Consider the following 23,316-nt stretch of genomic DNA (forward strand, 5'->3'; position numbering starts at 1 on the left):
GTGTTTTTATTTGAATCACAGTCTGGAAGAAATGTTTGGGGGGTACCTTTCTCAGAAGGAGCGGTATGGAACCCTGTTGTCAGAAAGTGAAATTTTAAAGCTGGAAGTTGACCGTGAGGATAATTTGGTTATTTGTACGGCAAGATTTGATCAGGTGATCCATTGGCAGAACCGGCTGGAATTAGAGCAGGAACTGAAAAATAATTTGAAGCTGAACCGTTTTGTCCTGCAGGTCAAGTATCATCCTGATCTGTTTTCAGCGGATTATTTTGCGGATATTGTTGCTGTTCTAAAGCCGAGGGTGAGCGTAATCAACGGGTATTTTGACCATGCGGTGCCAAGCTATCAGGACAGGATCCTGTCGATTGAATTAAAGCATGGCGGTGAAGCGATCCTGGAGCAGACAAATCTGCGCAAAAGTATTGCCGATCTGATCTATGAGGAATTTTCCCTGCGCGTACAGGTTGCTTTTACCGGTAAACTGAGCATGACACAGGAGGAAGCGAATAAACTCCTGCCGGACCTTCCTCCGATTGAATACATAGCGCCGCCTCCTGTCAGCGATTTTGGGGCTCCTCCCCCGGAGACGCCGGCTTACCGTCCGGATTCTGCGCCTGCAAGACCTTCCAGACGGCAGGTTGTCAAATTTCAGGCTGGCACGCTTCCGTTTAGCTTGGAAGGAAGCGAAATCATTATGGGCCGCCCGATCAGGGAAAAACCGATCGACCTTGCGGAAGTATCGGCTGAATCCGGGCGCGTTGCCGTGTGGGGAGAAATTTTTGCAATCGATTCCCGCCTGACAAGAAAAGAGGACAAGATCATCCTATCTGTTGACTTTACAGATTATACCGGGTCAAATACCCTGAAAATCTTTGATGATGTCAAGAAAAAGGACGATTATGACAAGCTCAAAAAGGGAACCTGTATCTTTGTGCAGGGTGAAGCGAGCTTTGATAAGTATGCGAATGACGTCACTATTCGTCCAAACAGCATTATGACGGTAAAAAAAGAAGGGCGGAAGGATCTCGCAGAGAAAAAACGGGTGGAACTCCACCTGCATACCAATATGTCCTCCATGGACGCGGTGGTCAGCGCGGACAAGCTGATTAACACCGCTTATTCCTGGGGACATAAGGCTGTCGCAATTACCGACCATGGCGTGGTACAGGCCTTCCCGGAGGCGGTCAGCGCAGTGGATTCCATCCGGAAAAAGGGCGGGGACTTTAAAGTCATTTACGGTGTGGAAAGCTATTTTGTAGATGACTGTGCCGATGTGGTTGTCGGGGATGATGACCGCAGCCTTGACGGTGAATTCATTGTATTTGATACCGAGACAACAGGATTAAGCTCTGCAACAGAGCGGATGACAGAAATCGGCGCGGTGCGGATCAAAAACGGGGAAATTCTCGAATCCTTCAATACCTTTGTCAACCCGGAAAAAGCAATTCCGCACAATATTGTAGAATTGACCGGTATTACTGATGAGATGGTAGCGGACGCTCCGAAAGAAGCGGAAGCACTGGAAAGCTTTTTGAATTTCTGTAACGGCGCGCCTTTGATTGCCCATAATGCGCCGTTTGATATGAATTTTATCAAAGCTGCCTGTGGGCGGGCAAAAAAAGAAATTGCTTTTACATCAATCGATACTGTCCCGATCTGCCGTCAGCTGCTGCCCCAGTTAAAACGCCATAAGCTTGATATTGTGGCTAAGGAACTGCAGGTAGGGGATTTTAATCATCACCGTGCCTGTGATGACGCGGATACTCTTGCGAAGATCTTTATCAAGCTGTCCGCTATGCTGAAAAAGGATGAGCAGGTAGAAACCCTTCAGCAGATTAATACAGCGTTGTCGGGCGCCGACCCGAAAAAGCTGAAAACCTATCACCAGATTATCCTGGTGAAAAACCAGGCGGGGCTAAAAAACCTTTACCGTCTGGTTTCTTACGGGCATCTGGACTTTTTCTTTAAACGTCCCAGGATTCCGAAGAGTGTGCTCATGAAACACCGTGAGGGATTGCTGATCGGGAGCGCCTGCGAAGCGGGCGAGCTGTACCGGGCGATTGTAGACGGACAGTCCTGGACGGATCTCTGCCGGATTGCGCGCTTTTATGATTATCTGGAGATTCAGCCTCTCGGAAACAACGAGTACATGGTCAGGGAAGGGATTGTTCCCGACATGGAACGGATTCAGGAATTCAACCAGACCATTGTGAACCTCGGGAAGGCGCTGAATATCCCGGTGGTAGCAACCTGCGACGTCCATTTTCTGAATAAGGACGACAGTATTTTCCGGGAAATTTTGATGGCTGGTCAGAAGTTTAAGGATTTTGCCAACCAACCGCCGCTTTATCTGCGCACGACTGACGAGATGCTCAAGGAATTTGAATATCTGGGCGAGGAAACCGCTTATGAGGTGGTTGTCAAAAATACCAACTTGATTGCGGATATGATCGACGGAGATATCCGCCCGATCCCGGCCGGAACCTATACGCCGGAAATTGAGGGCTCAGAGGAAGAGCTTCAGCGGCTTTGCTATGAGAAAGCAAAGCGGATGTACGGCGATCCGTTGCCGGAGCTGGTGGCAAAACGTCTGGAACGGGAGCTTACCTCTATCATCAAGCATGGGTTTGCGGTTCTTTATATGATCGCGCAGAAGCTGGTCTTTAAATCCGAGCAGGACGGCTATCAGGTTGGTTCCCGTGGTTCGGTCGGTTCGTCCTTTGCCGCGACCATGTCCGGAATTTCAGAGGTGAACCCTCTGCCTCCGCATTATCTCTGCCCGAATTGTAAATACAGCAAGTTTATTGAGGATGGTTCGGTTGGCTCCGGCTTTGACCTGCCCTCCAAAAACTGCCCGAATTGCGGTACGCCGTTGGTTGGGGACGGGCATGACATCCCGTTTGAAACCTTCCTTGGATTTAACGGGGACAAAGCGCCTGATATTGACCTGAACTTCTCGGATGAATACCAGTCCCGCGCGCATCGATATACTGAGGAATTGTTTGGAAAGGATCATGTTTTTAAGGCGGGAACAATCGGTACGGTCGCGGATAAAACGGCCTATGGATTTGTTATGAAGTATCTGGAGGATGCCGGAAGGGTCTTGCATAAGGCGGAGGAAAACCGGCTTGCTATTGGGTGTACTGGTGTAAAGAGGACTACTGGACAGCATCCGGGCGGCATGGTGGTTGTGCCGGATAAATACGATGTTTATGACTTTACTCCGGTGCAGCATCCGGCAAACGATGCGAATTCCGGAATTATTACCACCCACTTTGACTTCCATTCTCTCCATGACACGATCCTGAAACTGGATGAGCTGGGACATGTCGGGCCGACTCATTATAAGCATCTGGAGGATTTGACGGGTACCAGCGTCACTGACGTTCCAATGAATGATCCGAAGGTGTACAGCCTTTTTACCTCAACCGAAGCCCTGGGTGTCACGCCGCAGGATATCTACAGCGAAACCGGAACCTTCGGCCTGCCTGAGATGGGGACAAGCTTTGTCCGCCAGATGCTTGTAGACGCGCAGCCGAAGAATTTTTCCGATCTGCTTCAAATTTCCGGTCTGTCCCATGGGACAGACGTATGGCTCGGCAACGCGCAGGACTTGATTAAAAACGGAACCTGTACCATCAGTGAGGTAATCGGTACGCGTGACAGTATTATGACCTATCTGATCCACAAGGGGCTGGAGCCCGGCATGGCCTTTAAGATTATGGAAATCACCCGTAAGGGAAAGGCAACCAAGCTGCTGACGGAGGAACACCTGGCAGCTATGCGGGAACACAATGTACCGGAATGGTATATTGACAGTTGTATGAAGATTAAGTATATGTTCCCGAAAGCGCATGCCGCTGCCTATGATATTTCCGCAGTCCGACTGGGCTGGTATAAAATCTATTATCCTCTGGAGTTTTACGCCTCCTACTTTACTGTCCGGAACGGCGACTTTGACGCGGAGGAAGCGGTAAAGGGGCGCTCTGCTGTTAAATTCCGCCTGGAAGCCCTGCTGCATAAGGGGAATGACCGCAGTGTCAAAGAGGATGACGAATTTAATATCCTGCTGATCATCAATGAAATGATCTGCCGGGGATTCGAGTTTTTGCCGGTTGATCTTTATCATTCCCACGCTACCAAATATACGATTGAGGACGGAAAAATCCGGCTGCCGTTCACTGCGCTGAAAGGGCTCGGAGAGGCCGCCGCTTATAATCTTCAGAAGGCGGCGAAAAAGGGAAGCTTTATCTCGATTGACGAAGTGCAGGCCAGGGCTGGCGTGTCAAAATCTGTAATCGAGCTGCTTGAGCAGATGGGAGCGTTCGGCGATATGCCAAAAACCGCTCAGGTTACATTTTTCTAAAAATGACCGCGCATATGGGAGTTTTTTGGAACATAATACAAAATATGCTGTAATACCTTGATTTTATTATAGTAGTATGTTAAAGTGATATCATAATAAAGCAAATGAATTCGTTTTGTATTTTTCGCTACTTGAAGGATGACGATGCTGCAGGCTATATTCCACAGGAAAGGAGTGCTTTCGCCTTGCGGAAGCGATGATCATAATTATGGAGAAAAATAAACTGGTCACTCCGGAAGGAACCAAGGACTATCTGTTTGAGGAAGCAGTTTTGAGAAAAAAGATCGAGACAAAGCTGCGGGACGCGTTTGAACTGCGCGGATATCATGAGGTTGTAACCCCCGGACTGGAATTTATGGATGTTTTCACTACCATTGAAAACAGTATCCCGGTGGAACAGATGTATAAGCTGGTTGATCCCAAGGGGCGATTGATGGTGCTTCGTCCGGACTCTACCATGCCGATTGCGCGCCTTTGCGCCACTCGGCTGAAACAGGAGTATGTACCGCTCCGGCTTTATTACAACCAGGCGGTCTTTTCGGTAAACCAGTCCCTGCGCGGAAGAAGCGATGAGATTATGCAAACCGGAATCGAGCTGATCGGTGTTTCCAACAAAAAGGCGGATATTGAGGTGCTGGTTACTGCGATGAAGGCGCTGCAAAATCTGGGAATTGACCGGTTCCGGATGGAAATTGGACATATCGGAATTTTTAATTCTCTGATCAGCGGGCTGAAAGTAAGCCCTGAAGAGAAAGAATCGATCCGTTTCCTGATCCAGTCGAAAAACTACCCGGCGCTGCAGGACGTCCTCAACGGCTTGCCGTATTCTGAGGAGGTAGCAGTTCTGAAAATCCTCCCGCGCCTGTTCGGCGGTCAGGAGGTATTTGAAAAGGTGGAATCGATGGTAAAGGATCCGTCGATCCTGGAGCTGCTGCAATACCTCAAGGAGCTTTACCAGTCCCTTGCGATGCTGGGACTAAAAGAAAAGATAACAGTCGATCTTGGAATCGTTAACCGGACGGACTATTATACCGGGATTGTATTTAAAGGCTATGTAGAAGGCTACGGAGAGGAAATTCTTTCTGGCGGCCGGTACGACAGCCTGCTTCAGGAGTTTGGGAAAGACTGGGGCGCGGTCGGCTTTGGGGTGAATGTTGATTCGGCAGTGAATGCGCTGCTCAGCGCAAAGGATCACAAGCTGCGCCCGATTTCCGTACTGGTGTATTCTGAACCGGAATACCAGATGGCGGCGCTGGAGCATGTAGAATCCCTGGCGGATCAGGGGATTGTCAGTGAATACAGCCTGGCGGATACACAGGAAGAAGCGGTCTTTTACGCCGGGGAAAAAGGAATTACCAGAATTGATCTGGTCGGTGAAACCGTGAAAATCATCAACAGATAAAGGAGAAAGACAAGATGCGTCCAATCAGAATTGCCCTGACCAAGGGCAGGCTGGAAAAAGATACGGTCAGGCTGTTTGAGCAGCTTGGATTTGACTGTGAACAGTTACATAATAAAGGCCGGAAGCTGATTCTGGAGATTCCGGATGCGAACCTTGAAATCGTGCTTGCGAAGGCTGCCGATGTCATCACTTATATTGAGCACGGCGTCTGTGATATGGGGGTTGTCGGGAAGGATACCATCCTCGAATATGGCGGAACCTTTTTCGAGGTAGTTGATCTTGGATTCGGCAGATGCAAATTTGCATTGGCCGGAAAAAAGGGCGGCGACTTTTATGCGGGCTATACCGAAAAGACGATTGCTACGAAATATCCAAATGTGACCCGAAGCTTTTTTGAGAGCAAGGGAATGGACGTCAAGATTGTTAAGATCGAGGGCTCGGTTGAGCTTGCACCTCTGCTGGGGCTTTCTGATGCGATTGTCGACATTGTGGAGACCGGTTCTACACTCAGGGAGAATGGGCTTGAGGTCTATGAGGATGTTACCGACATCTCGGCCCGGCTGATTGTGAATACGGTCAGCCTGAAACTGTACAAAAAGGAAATGGAGCAGATTATCGGCCTGATTGAAAAAGCGGTTGCAGGCTGTGGAAAGGATGGGAACAATGATTGAGATGATTAAAGCGGATGGCCGCGCAGAATTAAACTATATGAAGCTGCTGAAAAGCCGGAGCACTGAAGTCGGCAAAACTGTCACGGAACGTGTGTCCGACATCCTGGAAAATGTGAAGGAACGCGGGGACAAAGCCCTGCTGGAATATACGGAAAAATTTGACGGCAAGCTGCCGAAGTACATTGAAGTTCCGAGAGAAGAAATCAATAACGCGCTTTCGGAGGCGGATGAGGCATATGTGAACGCCCTGCTCAATGCGATTGAAAATATCAGCGATTTTCATAACCGCCAAAAGCAGCAGAGTTTTATTAACCCCAAGACAAACGGCGTTATTTTGGGACAGAGAATCCGGGGACTGAAACGGGTCGGGATTTATGTGCCGGGCGGCACCGCCGCTTACCCCTCCTCGGTATTGATGAATGCGATTCCTGCAAAGATCGCGGGGGTTGAAGAAATTGTGATGGTAACGCCGCCGTTGTCTGACGGAACGGCGAATAAGGATATCCTGGTAGCCGCCGGCTTGTGCGGAGTCGACCGGGTATTCCTCCTGGGCGGCGCGCAGGCTGTCGCGGCGCTCGCGTATGGAACAGAATCCGTTCCGCAGGTCGACAAAATCGTCGGGCCGGGGAATATTTATGTGGCGACGGCGAAGAAGCTCCTTTACGGAACGGTAGATATCGATATGATAGCAGGACCAAGTGAAATTTTGATCCTGGCGGACGAGACGGCTCCGGCTAAGTATGTCGCTGCTGACTTGATGTCGCAGGCGGAGCACGATGTTCTGGCTTCGGCGATCCTGGTGACAACTTCTGAAAAGCTGGCACAGGAGACTGTTCGGGAACTGGAACGCCAGCGTGCCGGACTGTCACGAAAGGATATTATTGCGAAATCCCTGAAGGATTTCGGCGCAATCTTTATTTGCAGCAGCAAGGAATATGCGGTGGAGCTTGCGAATGCTTTTGCGCCGGAGCATCTGGAAGTAATGATGGAAAATCCGATGGAATATATCGGGAAGCTTGATAATGCCGGCTCGGTTTTCCTGGGAAATTATGCGCCGGAACCACTGGGCGATTATTATGCAGGGCCGAACCACGTTCTGCCGACCAGCGGGACAGCGCGGTTTTTCTCCCCGCTTTCTGTGGATGCGTTTATTAAGAAATCCAGCTATATTTATTATACGGACGAGGCGCTTCGCCAGGCGCATGACGATATTGTCCTGCTGGCGAACAAAGAGGGCCTGACGGCGCATGCCAATTCCATCATTGTGCGTTATCAGAATGAAAAATAAGGGAGGTATTCTGTATGAAATACACCTTGCCGCAGGCAGTTCAAGGTCTGGAGCCATATCAGCCGATTGTCGGCCGTTATAACGTTCGTTTGGACGCCAATGAATCGTATCTTCAACTAGAGCCGTTACAGGCTCAGGCATTTTCCGACCGGCTGCAGGAAATCGAGTTTAACCGTTATCCCGACCCGTATGCAAACCGTCTCTGTGAGGCGTTTGCGACCTATTATGGGGTAAACCGGGATTTGGTCACCGCCTTTAACGGCTCTGATGAATTGCTGTCGCTCCTGGCCGCCGCGTTTTTTTCGGATGGGCAGAAGCTGGCGGTTTTCGACCAGGATTTTTCCATGTACCGAATCTACGCGGAAATGTTCGGGACAGCCTGTGAGATCATCCCAAAGCGGGAAGATTTGACTATTTCTGTAGAGGATACGCTCCAATATCTGGAAAAACATAATATTTCAGCACTTTTATTCTCCAATCCCTGCAATCCGACCTCTCTGGGTTTGAAGAGGGAAGATGTGCTCCGGCTGGTAGAAGGAACGGAAGCCCTGATTATTCTGGATGAGGCTTATATGGATTTTTGGGATCAGTCTGTGATCAAGCTGGCGGGAAAATATGAAAACCTGATGGTTTTGCGCACCTGTTCCAAGGCAATCGGCCTGGCGGCGGCGAGAATTGGCTTTGCTGTTACTACGCCGAAGCTGACTAAGGTTTTGCGTGCGGTGAAATCGCCCTATAACGTCAATGCAGTTTCTCAGGCTTTCGGTGAGATTCTGTTGACGGACGAACGCTTTTTGCAGGAAGCTGCCGAAGAAATTATTGAGAACCGAAAACAGCTCCAGGCAGAATTGGAAGAGCTGGCAGCAGCTGCAAGGGAGATTGTGCGGGTGTATCCATCCTGTACCAACTTTGTATATCTGGAAACGAAGGACAGCAGGAAAATTTATGAAGCGCTGCAGCAGCGCTCTATCGCGGTGCGTTTGATGGGGAAACACCTGCGGATATCTACCGGAAACGCACATGAAAACCGGAAGCTGATCCGGGAATTAAAAGCGATCTTACAGGAGGGTTCGTTATGAGAAAGGCGTCAATCAGCCGAACAACGAAGGAAACAGATATCTCTGTTGACCTGAATTTGGATGGTTCCGGGATATGCAATATCAATACCGGGATTGGATTTTTTGATCACATGCTGACCGCTCTTGCTGTCCACAGTGGAATGGATTTGTCCATTACCGTTGACGGCGACCTGGAAGTCGACTGCCACCACTCCATTGAGGATGCTGGTATTGTGCTAGGGCAGGCTCTGGCAAAGGCATTGGGCGATAAATCCGGAATTACCCGGTATGGAACTGCTTTTATTCCAATGGATGAAGCGCTGGGCTTTGCAAGTCTTGATATCAGCGGCCGGCCATATCTGGTATTTGATTGTGAATTTAACGCCGATTCAATCGGTGATTTTGATACGCAGATGGCGGAAGAGTTTTTCCGCGCGGTCGCATTCCAGGCGGGAATGACCCTGCACCTGCGCTGTGAATACGGAAAGAACGACCACCACAAGGCAGAAGCGCTGTTTAAAGCGGCGGCACATGCTTTAAAAGCGGCGGTAGCACCTTTAAAAGAAGGGGAAGTGCTGTCTACCAAAGGGGTTTTATAAAGAATTGGGGGAAACCGCAGATGATTGCAATCATTGACTATGGGGCCGGAAACCTGTTCAGTGTGAAAAATGCGCTGGAATATCTGGGCCTGCCTTATCTGATCACCAATGATCTGAAAGACATTCAAAGGGCGGACGGTTATATCCTGCCCGGCGTAGGGGCCTTTCCTTTCGCGATGAAACAGCTTGCCGCTACCGGACTGGTTGAGGAAATCAAGGAGCAGGTGAAGAAGAAACCACTGCTGGGGATTTGCCTGGGAATGCAGATGCTGTTTGAGGAAAGCAGTGAATTTGAAGTATGTAAAGGATTGGGTCTGATTCCTGGAAAGGTAGATATGCTCAAGGCAGAAGGCTTAAAAATTCCGCATATGGGCTGGAATGAACTGAATATCCACAATTCTTCTGACCCGCTTCTTCATGGAGTGACAGAAGGTGACTGCGTTTATTTTGTCCACTCCTATATGGCGTATACGATGCCGGAATACTTGTCTGCTTCCTGCTGTTATGGCGGGTGCGTCACTGCATTGGTGAAAAACGGGAATGTGTTCGGCGCCCAGTTTCACCCTGAAAAAAGCGGAGAGGTCGGACTGCAGATTCTGAAAAACTTTGGAGGATTAACCAAGTGATTATTTTACCTGCAATTGATATTAAAGACGGCAACTGCGTCCGCCTGCTGAAGGGGGATTTCGGCACAGTAGAAAAGGTGGCGGAGGATCCGTTTGTAACGGCAAAAACCTTTCGAGAAGCCGGAGCGGAATATCTTCACATGGTAGACCTGGACGGAGCCAAGGACGCCAAAATGGTAAACCGCGATCTTTTTACCGAGATGGCAAAAGAAACCTCGCTGAAAATTGAGCTTGGCGGCGGAATCCGGACGCTGGATGCGGTGGAATACTATCTCAGCCACGGGATTAACAGGGTTATTCTCGGCTCTATTGCGGTGAAAAATCCTGCGTTTGTCAAAGAAGCAGTGAAAGAATACCACGGCCGCATTGTGGTGGGAATTGACGCCAAGGACGGAATGGTGGCAACCGAAGGCTGGCTGGATACCAGCGATGTGGACTATCTTTCTCTTGCAAAGGAAATGGAACAATCTGGTGTAAAGAATATTGTCTTTACAGATATTTCGAAGGACGGAACGCTTGCCGGCCCGAATCTGGAACAGCTTGCCGCTATCAATCAGGCTGTGAGCTGTGATATCACTGCGAGCGGCGGAATCAGCAATCTCGCTGATATTAAGGCGCTGAAAAAGCTGGGGGTCTGGGGCACCATTTGCGGAAAATCAATCTATAAAGGCACACTTGACCTGAAGGAAGCGATTCAGGTCGCAAACGGATAACGGGAGGGAAGACTATGCTCACAAAACGGATTATCCCCTGCTTGGACGTCCGGGACGGAAAGGTTGTCAAGGGAATTAATTTTGTCGGGATCAAGGAGGTCGGAGACCCGGTAGAATGTGCGAAGGACTATAACCGGCAGGGCGCTGACGAGATTGTTTTCCTGGATATCACCGCGACCCATGAGGGAAGGAAAACAATCCTCGATGTAGTAGAGCGGACGGCGCAGGAGGTTTTTGTGCCGCTGACTGTCGGCGGCGGTATCAACTCGATTGAGGATTTTAAAAATACCCTTCGCGCGGGGGCGGATAAGGTATCTGTCAATTCCGCCGCGGTGCGCAATCCTGATTTGATTGCCCAGGCGGCCGACCAGTTTGGAAACCAGTGCGTAGTGGTCGCGATTGACGCGAAACGGATTGACGGCAGTTTTCATGTGGTGGTAAACGGGGGACGGATTGATACCGACCTGGATGCTGTTGAATGGGCGAAACAGGCAGTCTCGCTGGGAGCCGGGGAAATCCTGCTGACCTCGATGGATACAGACGGGATGAAAAATGGATTTGATCATGAGCTGCTAAACGCTGTCTGCAATGTGGTAAACGTACCCGTCATTGCAAGCGGCGGATGCGGGAGGCTGGAGCATTTCAGCGCTGTATTTGAAGAAACCGGCGCAGACGCGGCTTTGGCGGCCTCCCTGTTCCACTATAAGGAGCTGACGGTCGGGCAGGTTAAAAGACACCTGAAAGAGCACCATATCCCGGTACGGATGAGTAAATAGAGAGGGGAAGCGGCATGAATTTAGAGCGATATTTTGTAAAAGCGGAACTGATCCCGGCAATTGTGGTGGAGGATCAGACAGGAGATGTCCTGATGCTCGCCTATATGAACCGGGAAAGCCTTGCGAAAACGATAGAAACAGGCTATACTTGGTTTTATAGCCGCTCCAGGCAGGAGCTTTGGAATAAAGGAGCGACCAGCGGAAACCTGCAGAAGGTGGTTAGTATTACCGCCGACTGTGACGATGATACGCTGCTGGTACGGGTAAACCAAACCGGCGTGGCCTGCCATACCGGAAATTATACCTGCTTCTTTCAGCCGGTATGGAATTGTAAGGAGGAAGAAAAGGATGCAGAATGAAACATTGCAGGGCCTTTATGAGATTGTAAAGGAACGGAAGGAAAATTATGAAGAAGGCTCCTATACCTGTTACCTGTTTCAGAAGGGCCTGGATAAAATTCTGAAAAAATGCGGGGAAGAATGCACTGAAATGGTGATCGCCGCGAAAAATCAGGATCAAGAGGAGCTCTCCAATGAGATGGGCGACCTGATTTACCATATGATGGTACTGATGGTAGAGGCAGGGCTGAGTCTTGACGATGTGGGCGCTGTTTTGGAGGAACGCCGGCAGAAAACCGGGAACCTTAAAAAATTTCATGTGGTTGATAAAAATTCATAAAATACATATCATCTCAGAATCTGCAATATAATTGAATGAGAATGAGTGACAAGTTACTGCCCTTCACGCGGTAACTTGTTCCTGTATCAGGCGGTGACCCGCTTTGACAGGCTGGCTCAGGAGATTGCGGAGGATTGAGAGGATGAAAGAAGCGTTCGCTGCTGCCAATGAAGCGCTCCATTCTATTGTATGGGGTCCTTTTATGCTGATTCTGCTGATCGGCGTAGGCGTTTATTTTACGATCCGCACCGGCTTTTTCCAGATCAGGTATTGGCCGATGATCTGGAAATGCACCATCGGACGGATTTTCCGGAAGAAAGTGACTGGAGAAAACGGGGCAATCTCCTCTTTCCAGGCGGCGGCGACCTCTCTGGCTGGCTGTATTGGGACAGGGAATATCGTCGGTGTGGCGACTGCTCTGGTCAGCGGCGGTGCCGGCGCGCTTTTCTGGATGTGGGTCAGCTCCTTCTTTGGAATGATTACCAAATATGCTGAGATTCTGCTTGCGGTACACTACCGGAAGAAAACTGATTCCGGAGAGGCGGTTGGCGGCCCGATGTACTACCTTTCAGCCGGTTTGGGGCAGAAATGGCTGGGCAGCCTGTTTGCTGTTTTCTGTGTACTGGCTTCCTTTGGAATCGGGAATATGACGCAGATCAATTCTATTGCCGAATCGGTTTCAGCCATCGCTGAGGACAGCAGCCGCTTTTGGATCGGGACGGCTGCTGCGGTTCTGGTCGGCATGGTGATTCTGGGCGGCGTCAAGCGGATTGCAAAGATTTCTGCGGTTACGGTACCGTTTTTCGCATTATTTTATTTGAGCGGTTCCATTCTAATTTTGCTGTTCCGGCTTCCGGAAATCCCGCATGCTTTTGAGCTGATATTTGCTGATGCGTTTGATTTCCGTTCGGCGGGCGGCGGAATTCTGGGATATCTGTCCATGAATGCCGTCCGGTTTGGCTTTGCGCGGGGCGTATTTTCCAATGAGGCTGGAATGGGCTCCGGTTCTATTGCACATGGCGCCTCCGAAAACCAGAACGAGGTTGAGGAAGGAATGTGGGGCGTCTTTGAAGTGTTTTTTGACACAATCCTGATGTGTACAATTACCGGATTAGTCATCCTGACAACCGGCGTATTGAACAGCGGGCTGAATGGCGCAAAGCTGACCGCCGCTGCGTTTTCCAGTCTGTTTGGGACAAAATTTGCGGATTGGTTTCTTGCAATCTCTGTCTCCATGTTCGCGTTTGCTACGTTGATCGGGTGGTTTTATTACGGGGAAAGCTGCGTCAAATTCCTCTGTGAGAAAAAATCTGCGGCTCGGCTTTATCAGTTTATCTATCTCGCCTGCATTGTGCTTGGCGCGGTGATGGAACTGCAGTTTGTCTGGAGCCTCAGCGATACCTTTAACGGCCTGATGGCTATTCCGAACCTGATTGGACTGGTAGGTATGCAGAAAACAATCTGTGGACTCACCAAAAAATACCAGATTGGAATCCGGGAGGAAAAGAGAAAAAAGCAAAGATTTAGAAGAAGTACCTAAAAATATAAAATGATGTAAAACAAAATAAACAGATTCTATATCATTTAATGAAATAGAGAGAAAATAAAAGAAAATAAAGAATATTTTTATTATTCTGGGATTATTCAAATGATTTAGTGAATATTTCCTGAAATTTCTGCTTGTAGAGTCTGCCAATTCATGGTATAGTCGTATTTGTCTGATATACAAATGTGTTTAGGTGGTGGACTGAATGGATCTGGAGCCACAACTGATTCTGGTGGATGCCTCGGTGCTCCCCAGTGTTTTTCTGAAGGTGCTGGAGGCGAAAAAGCTGGTTTCCAAGGGAATTGCCAAAAGCTCTACAGAAGCGTGCAGAATGGTTGATATTTCCAGGAGCGCTTTTTACAAGTATAAGGACAGCGTATTTCTATATGAAGAAAAACAGACGAAAAAAACCATAACGCTTTATTTGAAGCTAAGCGATGAGCCGGGTGTTTTGTCGTCGGTGCTTTCTGTATTCTATCGGCATCAGGCAAATGTTTTGACGGTGAACCAGAATATCCCGGTCGACGGAGCCGCAGATGTGACAGTCACCATGCGTGTAAATGAAAAGCGTACCAGCATGGCGGCTTTCCGGGAGGATTTGCGGAAAATCGACGGTGTTGTTGAATTTAGAAGAATTTAAATAGAGAAAGGCTTGAAGGGGAAAATGATCAATATTGCAGTATTGGGACATGGCGTAGTTGGTTCCGGTGTTGTGGAAGTTGTGGAGACAAACCAGGAATATATCGCCAAAAATGCGGGGGACAATATTTATGTCAAGCGGATTCTGGATCTACGGGACTTTGATGTGCCGTATGCCGATAAATTCACCAAGGATTACGCGGATATTTTAAACGATCCGGAAATTTCGATTGTTGTTGAGGTAATGGGCGGGATTAACCCTTCCTATGATTTTGCAAAAGCAGCTTTAAAGCATGGAAAAAGCGTGGTTACCTCCAATAAGGAGCTGGTCGCCGCCAAAGGGGCAAAGCTGCTCCGCCTGGCAAAAGAAAACCATGTCAATTTCTATTTTGAAGCAAGCGTAGGCGGCGGGATTCCGATTATCCGTCCGCTGCATTCCTGTTTGGCCGCCAATCAGATCGATGAAATTGCCGGAATTCTGAATGGGACGACAAATTTTATCCTGACGAAGATGATTACCGAGCAGATGCAGTTTGACGAGGCTTTGAAGCTGGCGCAGGCTCTGGGGTATGCAGAGCGCAACCCAACCGCCGATGTCGACGGCCATGATGCCTGCCGGAAAATCTGTATTTTGGCTTCCCTTGCTTACGGAAAACAGATTTATCCGGAAAATGTCCCGACCGAGGGAATTGGACACGTCACGCTGGAGGATGTAGACTATGCCGAGAGCAATGACTGTGTGATCAAGCTGATCGGACGGGTGAAAAAGCTGGATGATGAGGGAAATGTCCTGTGCATGGTCAGCCCGGCATTATTAAATAAGCAGAGCCAGCTTGCCGGAATTACCGACGTATTCAACGGCATTCTGGTACGCGGAAATGCGACTGGGGACGTCGTGTTTTACGGACGCGGCGCCGGAAAGCTGCCGACTGCGAGCGCTGTTGTGGCCGACGTCATTGATGTGGCAAAGGCAAGCGACACCACAAGCTCTTTGACTTGGGTGGACGACGGCGTCAATCATGTGGTAGATTACCGGACAACCTGCTGCGACTATTATGTCCGCATATCAGCCTGTGACAACCGTCAGGCAAGGGAAAAGATCAAAGAGCTGTTTGGCGAGGTAAAATATCTCTCCCGTCCGGAGCAGCCGGAAAATGAGCTTGCGGTTGTAATGGAAAATATCCTGGAACAGGATTTGATCGACAAGGAAAAAATTCTCAATGCCGACAGTATTTATATTGTCAATAAAATTCGTATTTTAAATTATTAAAGGATAGGATTCTTTATGCTGAAAATACAAATTCCGGCTACCAGCGCAAATTTGGGCGCAGGCTTTGATTCGCTGGGTTTGGCCGTGAATTTATATAACTATGTCTGGATTGGGAAGAGCGATATCCTGGAGATTTCTTCTGCTGACGGGACAAAAATCCCAACCGATGAGACAAACCTCGTTTATGTTTCTGCAAAATATTTATTTGAGCAGTGTGGAAAAAAATTGGATGGAATCAAGATTTTGCAGGAAAATAATATTCCCATGACCCGGGGATTGGGAAGCAGCTCTGCTTGTATCATAGCCGGCCTTTACGGAGCGAATTTGATTCTAGGTTCTCCGTTTAATACCGACGAGCTTGTCAATATCGCGGCAAAGATTGAAGGGCATCCGGACAATACGACTCCTGCATTGCTGGGCGGGATCGTCACCTCCGTATATGAGGAAAACCGGAAGGTGCATTGGGTGAAGCAGGAAATTTACCGGCATCTGGATTTCTTTGCGATTGTACCTGACTTCGAGCTGAGCACTGCCTTTGCCAGACAGTGCCTGCCGGAAACAGTTAGCCATATGGACGCAAGGTATAACCTGGCTCGGGCAGCGCTCTTTTCCGCCTCGCTTTTACAGGGGAAATATGAGAATATCCGGATTGCGGTGACAGACCGTCTCCATCAGCCTTACCGTATGGAACTGATCCCTCATGCGCAGGATGTTTTTGACAAGACCTATGCGTTGGGAGCATATGGGACATATATCAGCGGCGCCGGGCCGACCATTATGTCCATTGTAGGCACCAAAAATTATGGGTTTGAAAAGGAAGTCCGCCGCTATCTTGATGAAAGCGGGCTGGAAACGTGGAAAATATATAAATTATCCATCGATAATTTAGGAACCAGAGTCGTCTTGGAATAATAAAGTATTAATAGAGGCAGAATCGATTGTATCTATTTAGGAGGTCAACAAAATGGGTTTGATAGTACAGAAATTTGGTGGCACGTCGGTTGCGAACCGGGACAGAATATTTAACGTCGCAAAGATTGTTACCGATACCTATGACAAGGGGAATAATGTTGTTGTCGTTGTGTCCGCTCAGGGGGATACTACAGATGACCTGATTGAGAAAGCGGCGGAAATCAATCCGAACCCGTCCAAACGGGAAATGGATATGCTGCTGGCTACCGGGGAACAGATTTCGATCTCTCTGCTGGCTATGGCGATTGAAAGCATGGGATATCCTGTTGTCTCACTGACAGGCTGGCAGGCTGGTTTTGTGACCAATTCCCAGTACGGCGATGCAAGGATCCGGAAGATTGACGGAGAACGCCTGCATGTGGAGCTGGATAAGAAAAACATAGTCATTGTAGCCGGCTTCCAGGGATTAAACCGTTTTGACGACATCACGACATTGGGCCGCGGTGGTTCGGATACCAGCGCAGTTGCGCTGGCAGCGTCCCTGCATGCGGATCTCTGCCAGATTTATACAGATGTTGACGGGGTATATACTGCTGACCCGCGCCTTGTGAAGAATGCTGTAAAGCTCAGTGAAATTTCCTTTGATGAAATGCTGGAGCTCGCCACATTGGGCGCACAGGTCTTGCATAACCGTTCTGTTGAGATGGCAAAAAAATATAATGTCAAATTAGAAGTATTATCAAGTTTGGAAAGAAAACCGGGTACGCAGGTTAAGGAGGTAATCAAAATGGAGAAAATGTTGATTAAAGGGGTCGCGAAAGACGATAATATTGCAAGAATTGCTCTAATCGGTTTGCCGGACCGTCCTGGCATTGCGTTCCAGGTATTTACCACATTGGCAAAGCGGAAAGTGAATGTTGATATTATCCTGCAGTCAATCGGCCGCGACGATACCAAGGATATCAGCTTTACTGTACCGTATGATCAGAAAGACATTGCAATGGAATGCTTGAATGAAGAAAAAGACTACATCCAGGCACATAAAATTGAAATGGATGATAACGTTTCAAAGGTATCGATTGTCGGCGCTGGGATGCAGTCGAATCCGGGTGTGGCTTCTAAAATGTTTGAAGCGCTTTATGAAGCGGGTATTAATATCAGAATGATCTCGACCAGCGAAATTAAGATTTCCGTCCTGGTTGATAAAGATAAGGCGAAACAGGCCGTGGTTGCAGTCCACAGCGCGTTTGAGTTTTAATCAATCAGCTATCACCTTTACCCGGCGCTGTTCGGCTCGGTAAAGGTGACTGTTTTGTTTGCTGGGCTATCATGCCGTATGCAGATTTTGGAAAGAAAATAGAAGCTTTTTGGAAAAAGGAAAATGATATGATTCGATATGTTGGCTTTGATATGGATGGAACGCTGGCGGACACCCTGGATGATGTAACGAACGCGGTTAATTTCGGCTTATCCCAAATCGGATGCCCGAAGAGAGGGCGCGGCGATATTCAGAAATTTATTGGGGACAGTGTATATGACCTGATCAGCCGGGCGATGACTCCACTGTCCGACAGTAGGCTGCTTGAGAAAGCGAAGCAGGGCTTTGACCTCTATTATGAGCAGCATTATTGCAGTGAAACCAGGCTGTATCCCGGTATGGAGCGGTTCATTCATGAGCTGTTTTCCATGGATATCAATCTGTTTATCTATTCCAATAAGCAGATTGAATTTGTAAAAAAGATGCTGCAAAGGCTTCTTCCGGATGTCGCGTTTTCCGGCGTCCTGGGGAATTCTAAGGGCTTTGCCCCGAAGCCGGATCCGGAGCAGTTCCTCGCTTTTCAGAAAAGGGAAAGCTTTGAAAAACTGGAATGCGTACTGATCGGAGACAGCGATATTGATATCAAAGCGGCTAAAAACGCCGGTATCTATTCGGTAGGCGTTTTGTGGGGATATGGGGAACGATCCCGCCTTTTAAATGCACAGGCTGACCTTTATACAGAGGATTGCGGTGAAATACTGAAGTGGATTCAGAAGAAATAGAGGAAAACGTCCAAAGTCATCTTTGGGCGTTGTTTCTTATCAGGCTTTATGCTATAATAAAAAGCACAAACGGCAAAAATGTGTCGCGAATCCAGCGGGGGCTTATCATTGCAGCCGTCCATCATGAGCAATCGGGAGGAGGTTTTTCATTGAATTACCACATCAACTTTACAAACTACAAAAATAATTTTTCTCTGCCTCGTCTGATTGTCGACGAGATACAGGATATTCCATCCGATTACCTGAAAATTATCCTGATGATTTTTAAGGATCCGGATAAAAATTACAGCGTGCATCTGCTGTCACAGCTTCTGAACATACAGGAGGAGAAGGTCAGCCAGGCGATTTCCTACTGGATTGACAAGCAGGTTTTAGCTGCGGATACTGAGGCAACTGCTGCTCGGCAGCCGCAGGTACATATGGTAACGTCCAAGCCGGCTGTACCGGTGCAGCCATGCAATGATCCGGAACTGAAATACCTGCTTTCCACTATGGAACAGATCATGGAACGGCCTTTGACCTCAACGGATATGAAAACCATCACCCATATTTATGAGTACTACCGCTTGCCGGCTGATGTAATTGTAATGGCAATCCAGTATTCAGTGAAAAATGGGAAAAAGGATATCCGGTATATTGAAAAGGTATGTATAAGCTGGTACGACCAAGGGATTACTACCCATACTGCCGCGGAAACCTTTTTGAAGCATTCAGCCGAATACCATGCAAAGGAAGGCCAGGTGAAAAAGCTGCTTGGCATTGCAGACCGGAAGCTGATTCCTTCGGAGGAAAAATGGATTCGCACCTGGCTGGAGGAATACCAGTTCAGCCTGGATGTTCTGCAGCTTGCCTATGAGCGGACGGTGAAGAACACCGGCAAGGCTGCTATGGCGTATATGAATAAGATTTTGTCCAACTGGAATGAAAAGGGATACCGTACAGTACGGGAAATAAACCAGAAGGACGGCGGGAAAAAGTATCAGGCTTCTGATACGGAGCAGTCCTATGATATTGATCTGCTCGACCGCTATTGGGATAATGTCCCGACCCTGGATTAGGAGAATAGCAGATGACAAAGCGGGAGATTTATGAAAAGGCATTCAATATTTTAGACCACCGCAGACAGGAGGCTTTGGTTGCTGCCCAGAAACGGCGGGAAGAGGTGATTGCAAAGGTGCCTCAGGTGCTGAGTATGGAGGACACCATGTCTCAGTCAGTGATCAGGCTGACCAAGCTCGTGCTGGCCAAATCGGCTGATTTGTCCGAAGTGATGCCCAAAATTATCGAGGAAAACCAGCGTGCGCAGGGAAAGATTAAGGAGCTGTTATTGGCACATCATTTTCCCTCCGACTATTTGGAAACAAAATTTCACTGCTCCCGTTGCAGGGATACCGGCTATGTGGAAGGGGAACGATGTGACTGCCTAAAGATGCTGGTACGGAAAATTGCAGCGGAAGATTTTAATCATTCCACCTTTATGTCCCTTTGCAGCTTCCAGGATTTTGACCTGGGCTATTATCGGGGCGATGATAATGAGAAAATGAAACAGATCTATCAGTTCTGCCGTTCTTATGCGGCTTCCTTCTCACTCCAGTCACCGAATATTTTGATGATGGGGAATACGGGCCTGGGAAAAACACACCTTTCCCTCGCTATTGCCAGAGAGGCGATTGAAGCGGGGTATACGGCTTTATATGGAACAGCCCAGGACTTCTTTGAAAAGATTCAAAATGAACGGTTTGGCAAAGGAGAGGAGGGCGTCAACACCACAGCAACTGTGATGGGCGCAGACCTGCTGGTATTAGACGATCTCGGAGCGGAATACGACAGCAACTATAACCAGTCGACCTTTTACCATATCCTGAATTCCAGGCTGAATGCCGGGAAACCGACAATTATCAATACAAACTTAACCCCGAAGCAATTGGAAACCCGGTACGGGGCAAGAGCAGGTTCTCGTTTAATGACACTTTATAAATGCCTGAAATTCTGCGGGACAGACATCCGCCAGCAAAACCTTTGCCGGAAATAAAAAGAGCAGAGCCGCGTTAATCGGCCCTGCTCTTTTTTGACTGCTTTGCATCATACTTGACAAATTCAATCTGCGGCTGTTCCTTAAAGCCTTCCGTACTGTCCGTTTTGAGGAATACAATCAGTGTCTGGAAGATCAGCTTAATATCCAGCCAGATGCTGTAGTTTTCAATATACATCAAGTCAAGAAACAGTTTGTCTTTCGGAGATGTGTTGTATTTCCCGACAATCTGCGCGTAGCCGGTCAAACCAGCCTTGACGCGTAAACGGTAGGCAAATTCCGGCAACTCTTTGGTGTAACGCTTCACATTTTCCAGCATTTCGGGACGCGGCCCAACAACGCTCATATCGCCCTTTAAGATATTGAATAGCTGGGGAAGCTCATCCATCCTCGTTTTTCGGAGGATTTTTCCAACAGAGGTAATCCGGTCGTCGTCCACCTTTGCGGAAACATTCTTTACGTTTTCCTTCATGGTGCGGAATTTATAGACTTCAAAGATACGCCCGCCCTTTGTCGCCCGCTTTTGCTTGAACATAATTTTACCGCCGTCGCAAATTTTAATGGAAATAGCGGAAATAAGCAGGATTGGGCTGGCGATGACCAGACCCAAAAATGATAAAATGATATCAATCAGGCGTTTGATAAACCGCTGCTCCAGGGACAGATCCTTTACCACCAGGGACATGAAGGATTTATCGTCCAGCACCACGTGCTTTGCGTTTGCCGCCACCACATCGCTGAGTTCCGGGTTGTAATAGATATTTTTCATATTGTCATAGCAAAATTCAATCAGCGCAGTTCTGGCCTGCAAAGGAACATCATAAAAGAATACTGTATCATTGCGGAGAATCATTTCAAAAATGTCCTCGCTCTTATAGTCGATAATATCAGCCACCTGATATTGCTTTTTATATTTGCGGATTTTAGGCAGGACATTTCCGAGGCTGATTTTAGAAGATGTAATAATGCATACCCGTTCCGGCGGTGTAATAGAGAAATAAACGAAATTTCCAAAATAGGTCCAGCCAATGATGACCAAAATTTGAATGATGAGGATCAACAGCAGCATTTCAGGCGCGGCGAGCCGGAATGCATAGTTATTTGCCGGACTGGCGTTCATGATACAAAATTCAAAATAGGTAAACAGGTCAGTAATCACCGTTGCCAGTATCATGGAATGGATAATCGGTTTGCTCTTTTGCTTTCCGATTGCGTACCCTCCGTATACAGACAACAGGGCTGTTCCCAGCACAACAAAGGTCACCATGGTAATCGCGGCTGTACGGGACAGCTTCAGAATATAGGGATAGTCAATCGCAAAGAGCAGGAAAAAGGTTGCGAATAACGCAAAATATAATAAAATTTTCATGACAAAGACAATACTTCGCTGAAATTTTCGTACACGATGTCTCAAGTGAAACCCTCCAAACGCTTGAGGTCGATATTTAACATATTTTTAAATTATACCATTGTCTGCTTCTTTTTTCAACTAATCCAGGGATTGTTCGTCCAAGGTTTTGGAAAATCCGTCCAAAAATTCCTGCAAAAAAAGCTCTGCTTCGGGAAGCTCCATCCTATGTAGAGACTCAAGCTGCGCTTGCTTGGCAACAGAGAATTCGGGATTGCCGGACTGTTCCTCCTCCATGCATTTGATCAGCGCGGAGAGCTTGTCCGCTGCTTTTACCAGTATCCAAAGATAGTCGTCGCTTTCTTCCGGCAGAAAAAACGGCTCGTATTCCTCGCGGAAATCATCCGGCAGCATATCGAGAAGGGTACAGTTCGCTGCCTTTTCAATCTGCTTATAGGCAGTACAGATATCATTGTTATAATATTTCACCGGCGTGGGCAGGTCGCCGGTAATAATTTCGGCTGCATCATGAAACAGTGCCAGCATAGCAGCCCTTTGCGGGTCAACCTGCCGGTCAAACCGTTTCTTCGCAATCACAGCTAGAGCATGGGCAAGAATGGAGACGTCTAAACTATGCTCGGACAGGCTTTCTTTCCAGGTGTTGCGCATCAGGCCCCAGCGGTTGACATATTTCATCCGGAGAACCATTGAATAAAAATTCCCTCTCATCCCGTTTCCTCCAGTCGTTGACATTACTTTTCACAATTATATAGTATAGTATAAGAATGCTGAAAAGTCTATGATAAAATCGTGAAACAATTGGAAAAAATCCTGTACAGATGTCCTTTTTGGAAAAATGTGTTATAATAAAAATAATATTTTATAAGAGGACGATAGCGGGGGAGAAGATGCTGACGATCAGATATGTTACTGAGGCGGACAAGCCATTCTGGCTTTCGATCGATAAACATGTAACAGAAGCGGGATTTCTGCAAAAGGTACGCGGACGTTTCGGATATGTAATTTTCCGGGATCAAATTCCAGTAGGCCTGTTTCATTATAATGTATTATGGGATATGATTCCGTTTTTGAATTTGATTTCCATCATTCCGGAAGCGCGGGGACACGGCTATGGCAAGCGGACGATGGAGTATTGGGAAACAGAAATGAGAAGAGACGGCTATCAGATGGTATTGGTCTCTACTCAGGCGGATGAGCCGGCGCAGCAGTTTTACCGTAAACTGGGATACCGGGACTGCGGCTGTCTGATCTTGGATCATTGCCCTTTTGATCAGCCGGCGGAACTCTTTATGAGAAAAAACCTTGTTGGTTCGATCTGACGGCGGGAGCAG

22 protein-coding genes are annotated in these 23,316 nt (G+C 48.0%); 20 read left to right on the forward strand and 2 right to left on the reverse strand.

Features of this window, described 5'->3' with window-relative positions:
- Positions 1-31 precede the first annotated feature (31 nt).
- The 19 genes from CZ360_RS11295 to CZ360_RS11385 all read left to right on the forward strand — a co-directional run bounded on the left by CZ360_RS11295 (position 32) and on the right by CZ360_RS11385 (position 20,616).
- Positions 32-4,366 (forward strand): PolC-type DNA polymerase III, encoded by a 4,335-nt coding sequence (locus tag CZ360_RS11295; RefSeq protein ID WP_077534830.1) that lies wholly within the window; start codon positions 32-34, stop codon positions 4,364-4,366.
- Positions 4,367-4,574: 208 nt separating this feature from the next.
- Entirely contained in the window at positions 4,575-5,768 is a 1,194-nt protein-coding gene (hisZ, locus tag CZ360_RS11300) for an ATP phosphoribosyltransferase regulatory subunit (RefSeq protein ID WP_159438263.1), read from the forward strand.
- 14 nt (positions 5,769-5,782) lie between these two features.
- Positions 5,783-6,439, forward strand: coding sequence for an ATP phosphoribosyltransferase (gene hisG / locus CZ360_RS11305; RefSeq protein ID WP_077534292.1), 657 nt, complete (start codon positions 5,783-5,785; stop codon positions 6,437-6,439).
- Positions 6,432-7,727, forward strand: coding sequence for a histidinol dehydrogenase (gene hisD / locus CZ360_RS11310; RefSeq protein ID WP_077534293.1), 1,296 nt, complete (start codon positions 6,432-6,434; stop codon positions 7,725-7,727). Before hisG ends, hisD begins: the two co-directional genes overlap by 8 nt.
- 14 nt (positions 7,728-7,741) lie before the next feature.
- The gene (locus tag CZ360_RS11315) at positions 7,742-8,806 is read left to right on the forward strand and encodes a pyridoxal phosphate-dependent aminotransferase (RefSeq protein WP_077534294.1); all 1,065 of its coding nucleotides are present in this window, start codon (positions 7,742-7,744) and stop codon (positions 8,804-8,806) included.
- Positions 8,803-9,384: an imidazoleglycerol-phosphate dehydratase HisB gene (hisB, locus tag CZ360_RS11320; RefSeq protein ID WP_077534295.1), complete on the forward strand. Its 582-nt coding sequence runs from the start codon at positions 8,803-8,805 to the stop codon at positions 9,382-9,384. The genes CZ360_RS11315 and hisB overlap by 4 nt, the downstream gene beginning before the upstream one ends.
- A 20-nt stretch (positions 9,385-9,404) precedes the next feature.
- Positions 9,405-10,010, forward strand: a complete 606-nt coding sequence (gene hisH / locus CZ360_RS11325) for an imidazole glycerol phosphate synthase subunit HisH (protein ID WP_077534296.1) — start codon at positions 9,405-9,407, stop codon at positions 10,008-10,010.
- Positions 10,007-10,723 (forward strand): 1-(5-phosphoribosyl)-5-[(5-phosphoribosylamino)methylideneamino]imidazole-4-carboxamide isomerase, encoded by a 717-nt coding sequence (gene hisA / locus CZ360_RS11330; protein WP_077534297.1) that lies wholly within the window; start codon positions 10,007-10,009, stop codon positions 10,721-10,723. The genes hisH and hisA overlap by 4 nt, the downstream gene beginning before the upstream one ends.
- A gap of 14 nt (positions 10,724-10,737) precedes the next feature.
- Positions 10,738-11,499, forward strand: coding sequence for an imidazole glycerol phosphate synthase subunit HisF (hisF, locus tag CZ360_RS11335; RefSeq protein WP_077534298.1), 762 nt, complete (start codon positions 10,738-10,740; stop codon positions 11,497-11,499).
- 14 nt (positions 11,500-11,513) lie between these two features.
- Positions 11,514-11,858 (forward strand): phosphoribosyl-AMP cyclohydrolase, encoded by a 345-nt coding sequence (gene hisI / locus CZ360_RS11340; RefSeq protein WP_077534299.1) that lies wholly within the window; start codon positions 11,514-11,516, stop codon positions 11,856-11,858.
- Positions 11,848-12,177, forward strand: coding sequence for a phosphoribosyl-ATP diphosphatase (gene hisE, locus CZ360_RS11345; protein ID WP_077534300.1), 330 nt, complete (start codon positions 11,848-11,850; stop codon positions 12,175-12,177). Before hisI ends, hisE begins: the two co-directional genes overlap by 11 nt.
- Before the next feature lie 142 nt (positions 12,178-12,319).
- Positions 12,320-13,717: an alanine/glycine:cation symporter family protein gene (locus CZ360_RS11350; RefSeq protein WP_077534301.1), complete on the forward strand. Its 1,398-nt coding sequence runs from the start codon at positions 12,320-12,322 to the stop codon at positions 13,715-13,717.
- 211 nt (positions 13,718-13,928) lie between these two features.
- Positions 13,929-14,363 (forward strand): ACT domain-containing protein, encoded by a 435-nt coding sequence (locus CZ360_RS11355; RefSeq protein WP_077534302.1) that lies wholly within the window; start codon positions 13,929-13,931, stop codon positions 14,361-14,363.
- Positions 14,364-14,387: 24 nt separating this feature from the next.
- Positions 14,388-15,632 carry a homoserine dehydrogenase gene (locus CZ360_RS11360; RefSeq protein ID WP_077534303.1) on the forward strand — a complete coding sequence of 415 codons (1,245 nt, stop codon included), beginning with the start codon at positions 14,388-14,390 and terminating at the stop codon, positions 15,630-15,632.
- Between the two features lie 15 nt (positions 15,633-15,647).
- The gene (gene thrB, locus CZ360_RS11365) at positions 15,648-16,544 is read left to right on the forward strand and encodes a homoserine kinase (protein ID WP_077534304.1); all 897 of its coding nucleotides are present in this window, start codon (positions 15,648-15,650) and stop codon (positions 16,542-16,544) included.
- Between the two features lie 52 nt (positions 16,545-16,596).
- Entirely contained in the window at positions 16,597-17,802 is a 1,206-nt protein-coding gene (locus tag CZ360_RS11370; protein ID WP_077534305.1) for an aspartate kinase, read from the forward strand.
- Between the two features lie 128 nt (positions 17,803-17,930).
- The gene (locus CZ360_RS11375; protein WP_159438265.1) at positions 17,931-18,584 is read left to right on the forward strand and encodes an HAD family hydrolase; all 654 of its coding nucleotides are present in this window, start codon (positions 17,931-17,933) and stop codon (positions 18,582-18,584) included.
- Positions 18,585-18,733: 149 nt separating this feature from the next.
- On the forward strand, positions 18,734-19,642 hold the full coding sequence (locus CZ360_RS11380; RefSeq protein WP_077534307.1) for a DnaD domain protein: 909 nt from the start codon (positions 18,734-18,736) through the stop codon (positions 19,640-19,642).
- Positions 19,643-19,653: 11 nt separating this feature from the next.
- Positions 19,654-20,616: an ATP-binding protein gene (locus tag CZ360_RS11385; RefSeq protein WP_077534308.1), complete on the forward strand. Its 963-nt coding sequence runs from the start codon at positions 19,654-19,656 to the stop codon at positions 20,614-20,616.
- A 16-nt stretch (positions 20,617-20,632) separates the two neighbouring features.
- On the opposite strand, the gene CZ360_RS11390 is transcribed toward CZ360_RS11385, so the two are convergent.
- On the reverse strand, positions 20,633-21,985 hold the full coding sequence (locus tag CZ360_RS11390; protein ID WP_077534831.1) for a sugar transferase: 1,353 nt from the start codon (positions 21,983-21,985) through the stop codon (positions 20,633-20,635).
- Between the two features lie 120 nt (positions 21,986-22,105).
- Complete coding sequence (gene yfbR, locus CZ360_RS11395; protein ID WP_229408050.1) at positions 22,106-22,672, reverse strand: 5'-deoxynucleotidase; 567 nt, start codon at positions 22,670-22,672, stop codon at positions 22,106-22,108.
- Between the two features lie 200 nt (positions 22,673-22,872).
- Here yfbR and CZ360_RS11400 point away from each other — a divergent pair, with 200 nt between their 5' ends.
- Positions 22,873-23,304: a GNAT family N-acetyltransferase gene (locus tag CZ360_RS11400; protein WP_077534310.1), complete on the forward strand. Its 432-nt coding sequence runs from the start codon at positions 22,873-22,875 to the stop codon at positions 23,302-23,304.
- The last annotated feature ends 12 nt before the right edge of the window (positions 23,305-23,316 follow it).

The sequence above is a fragment of the Massiliimalia massiliensis genome (assembly GCF_900155615.1).
Taxonomy (GTDB): Bacteria; Bacillota; Clostridia; order Oscillospirales; family Ruminococcaceae; genus Massiliimalia; species Massiliimalia massiliensis.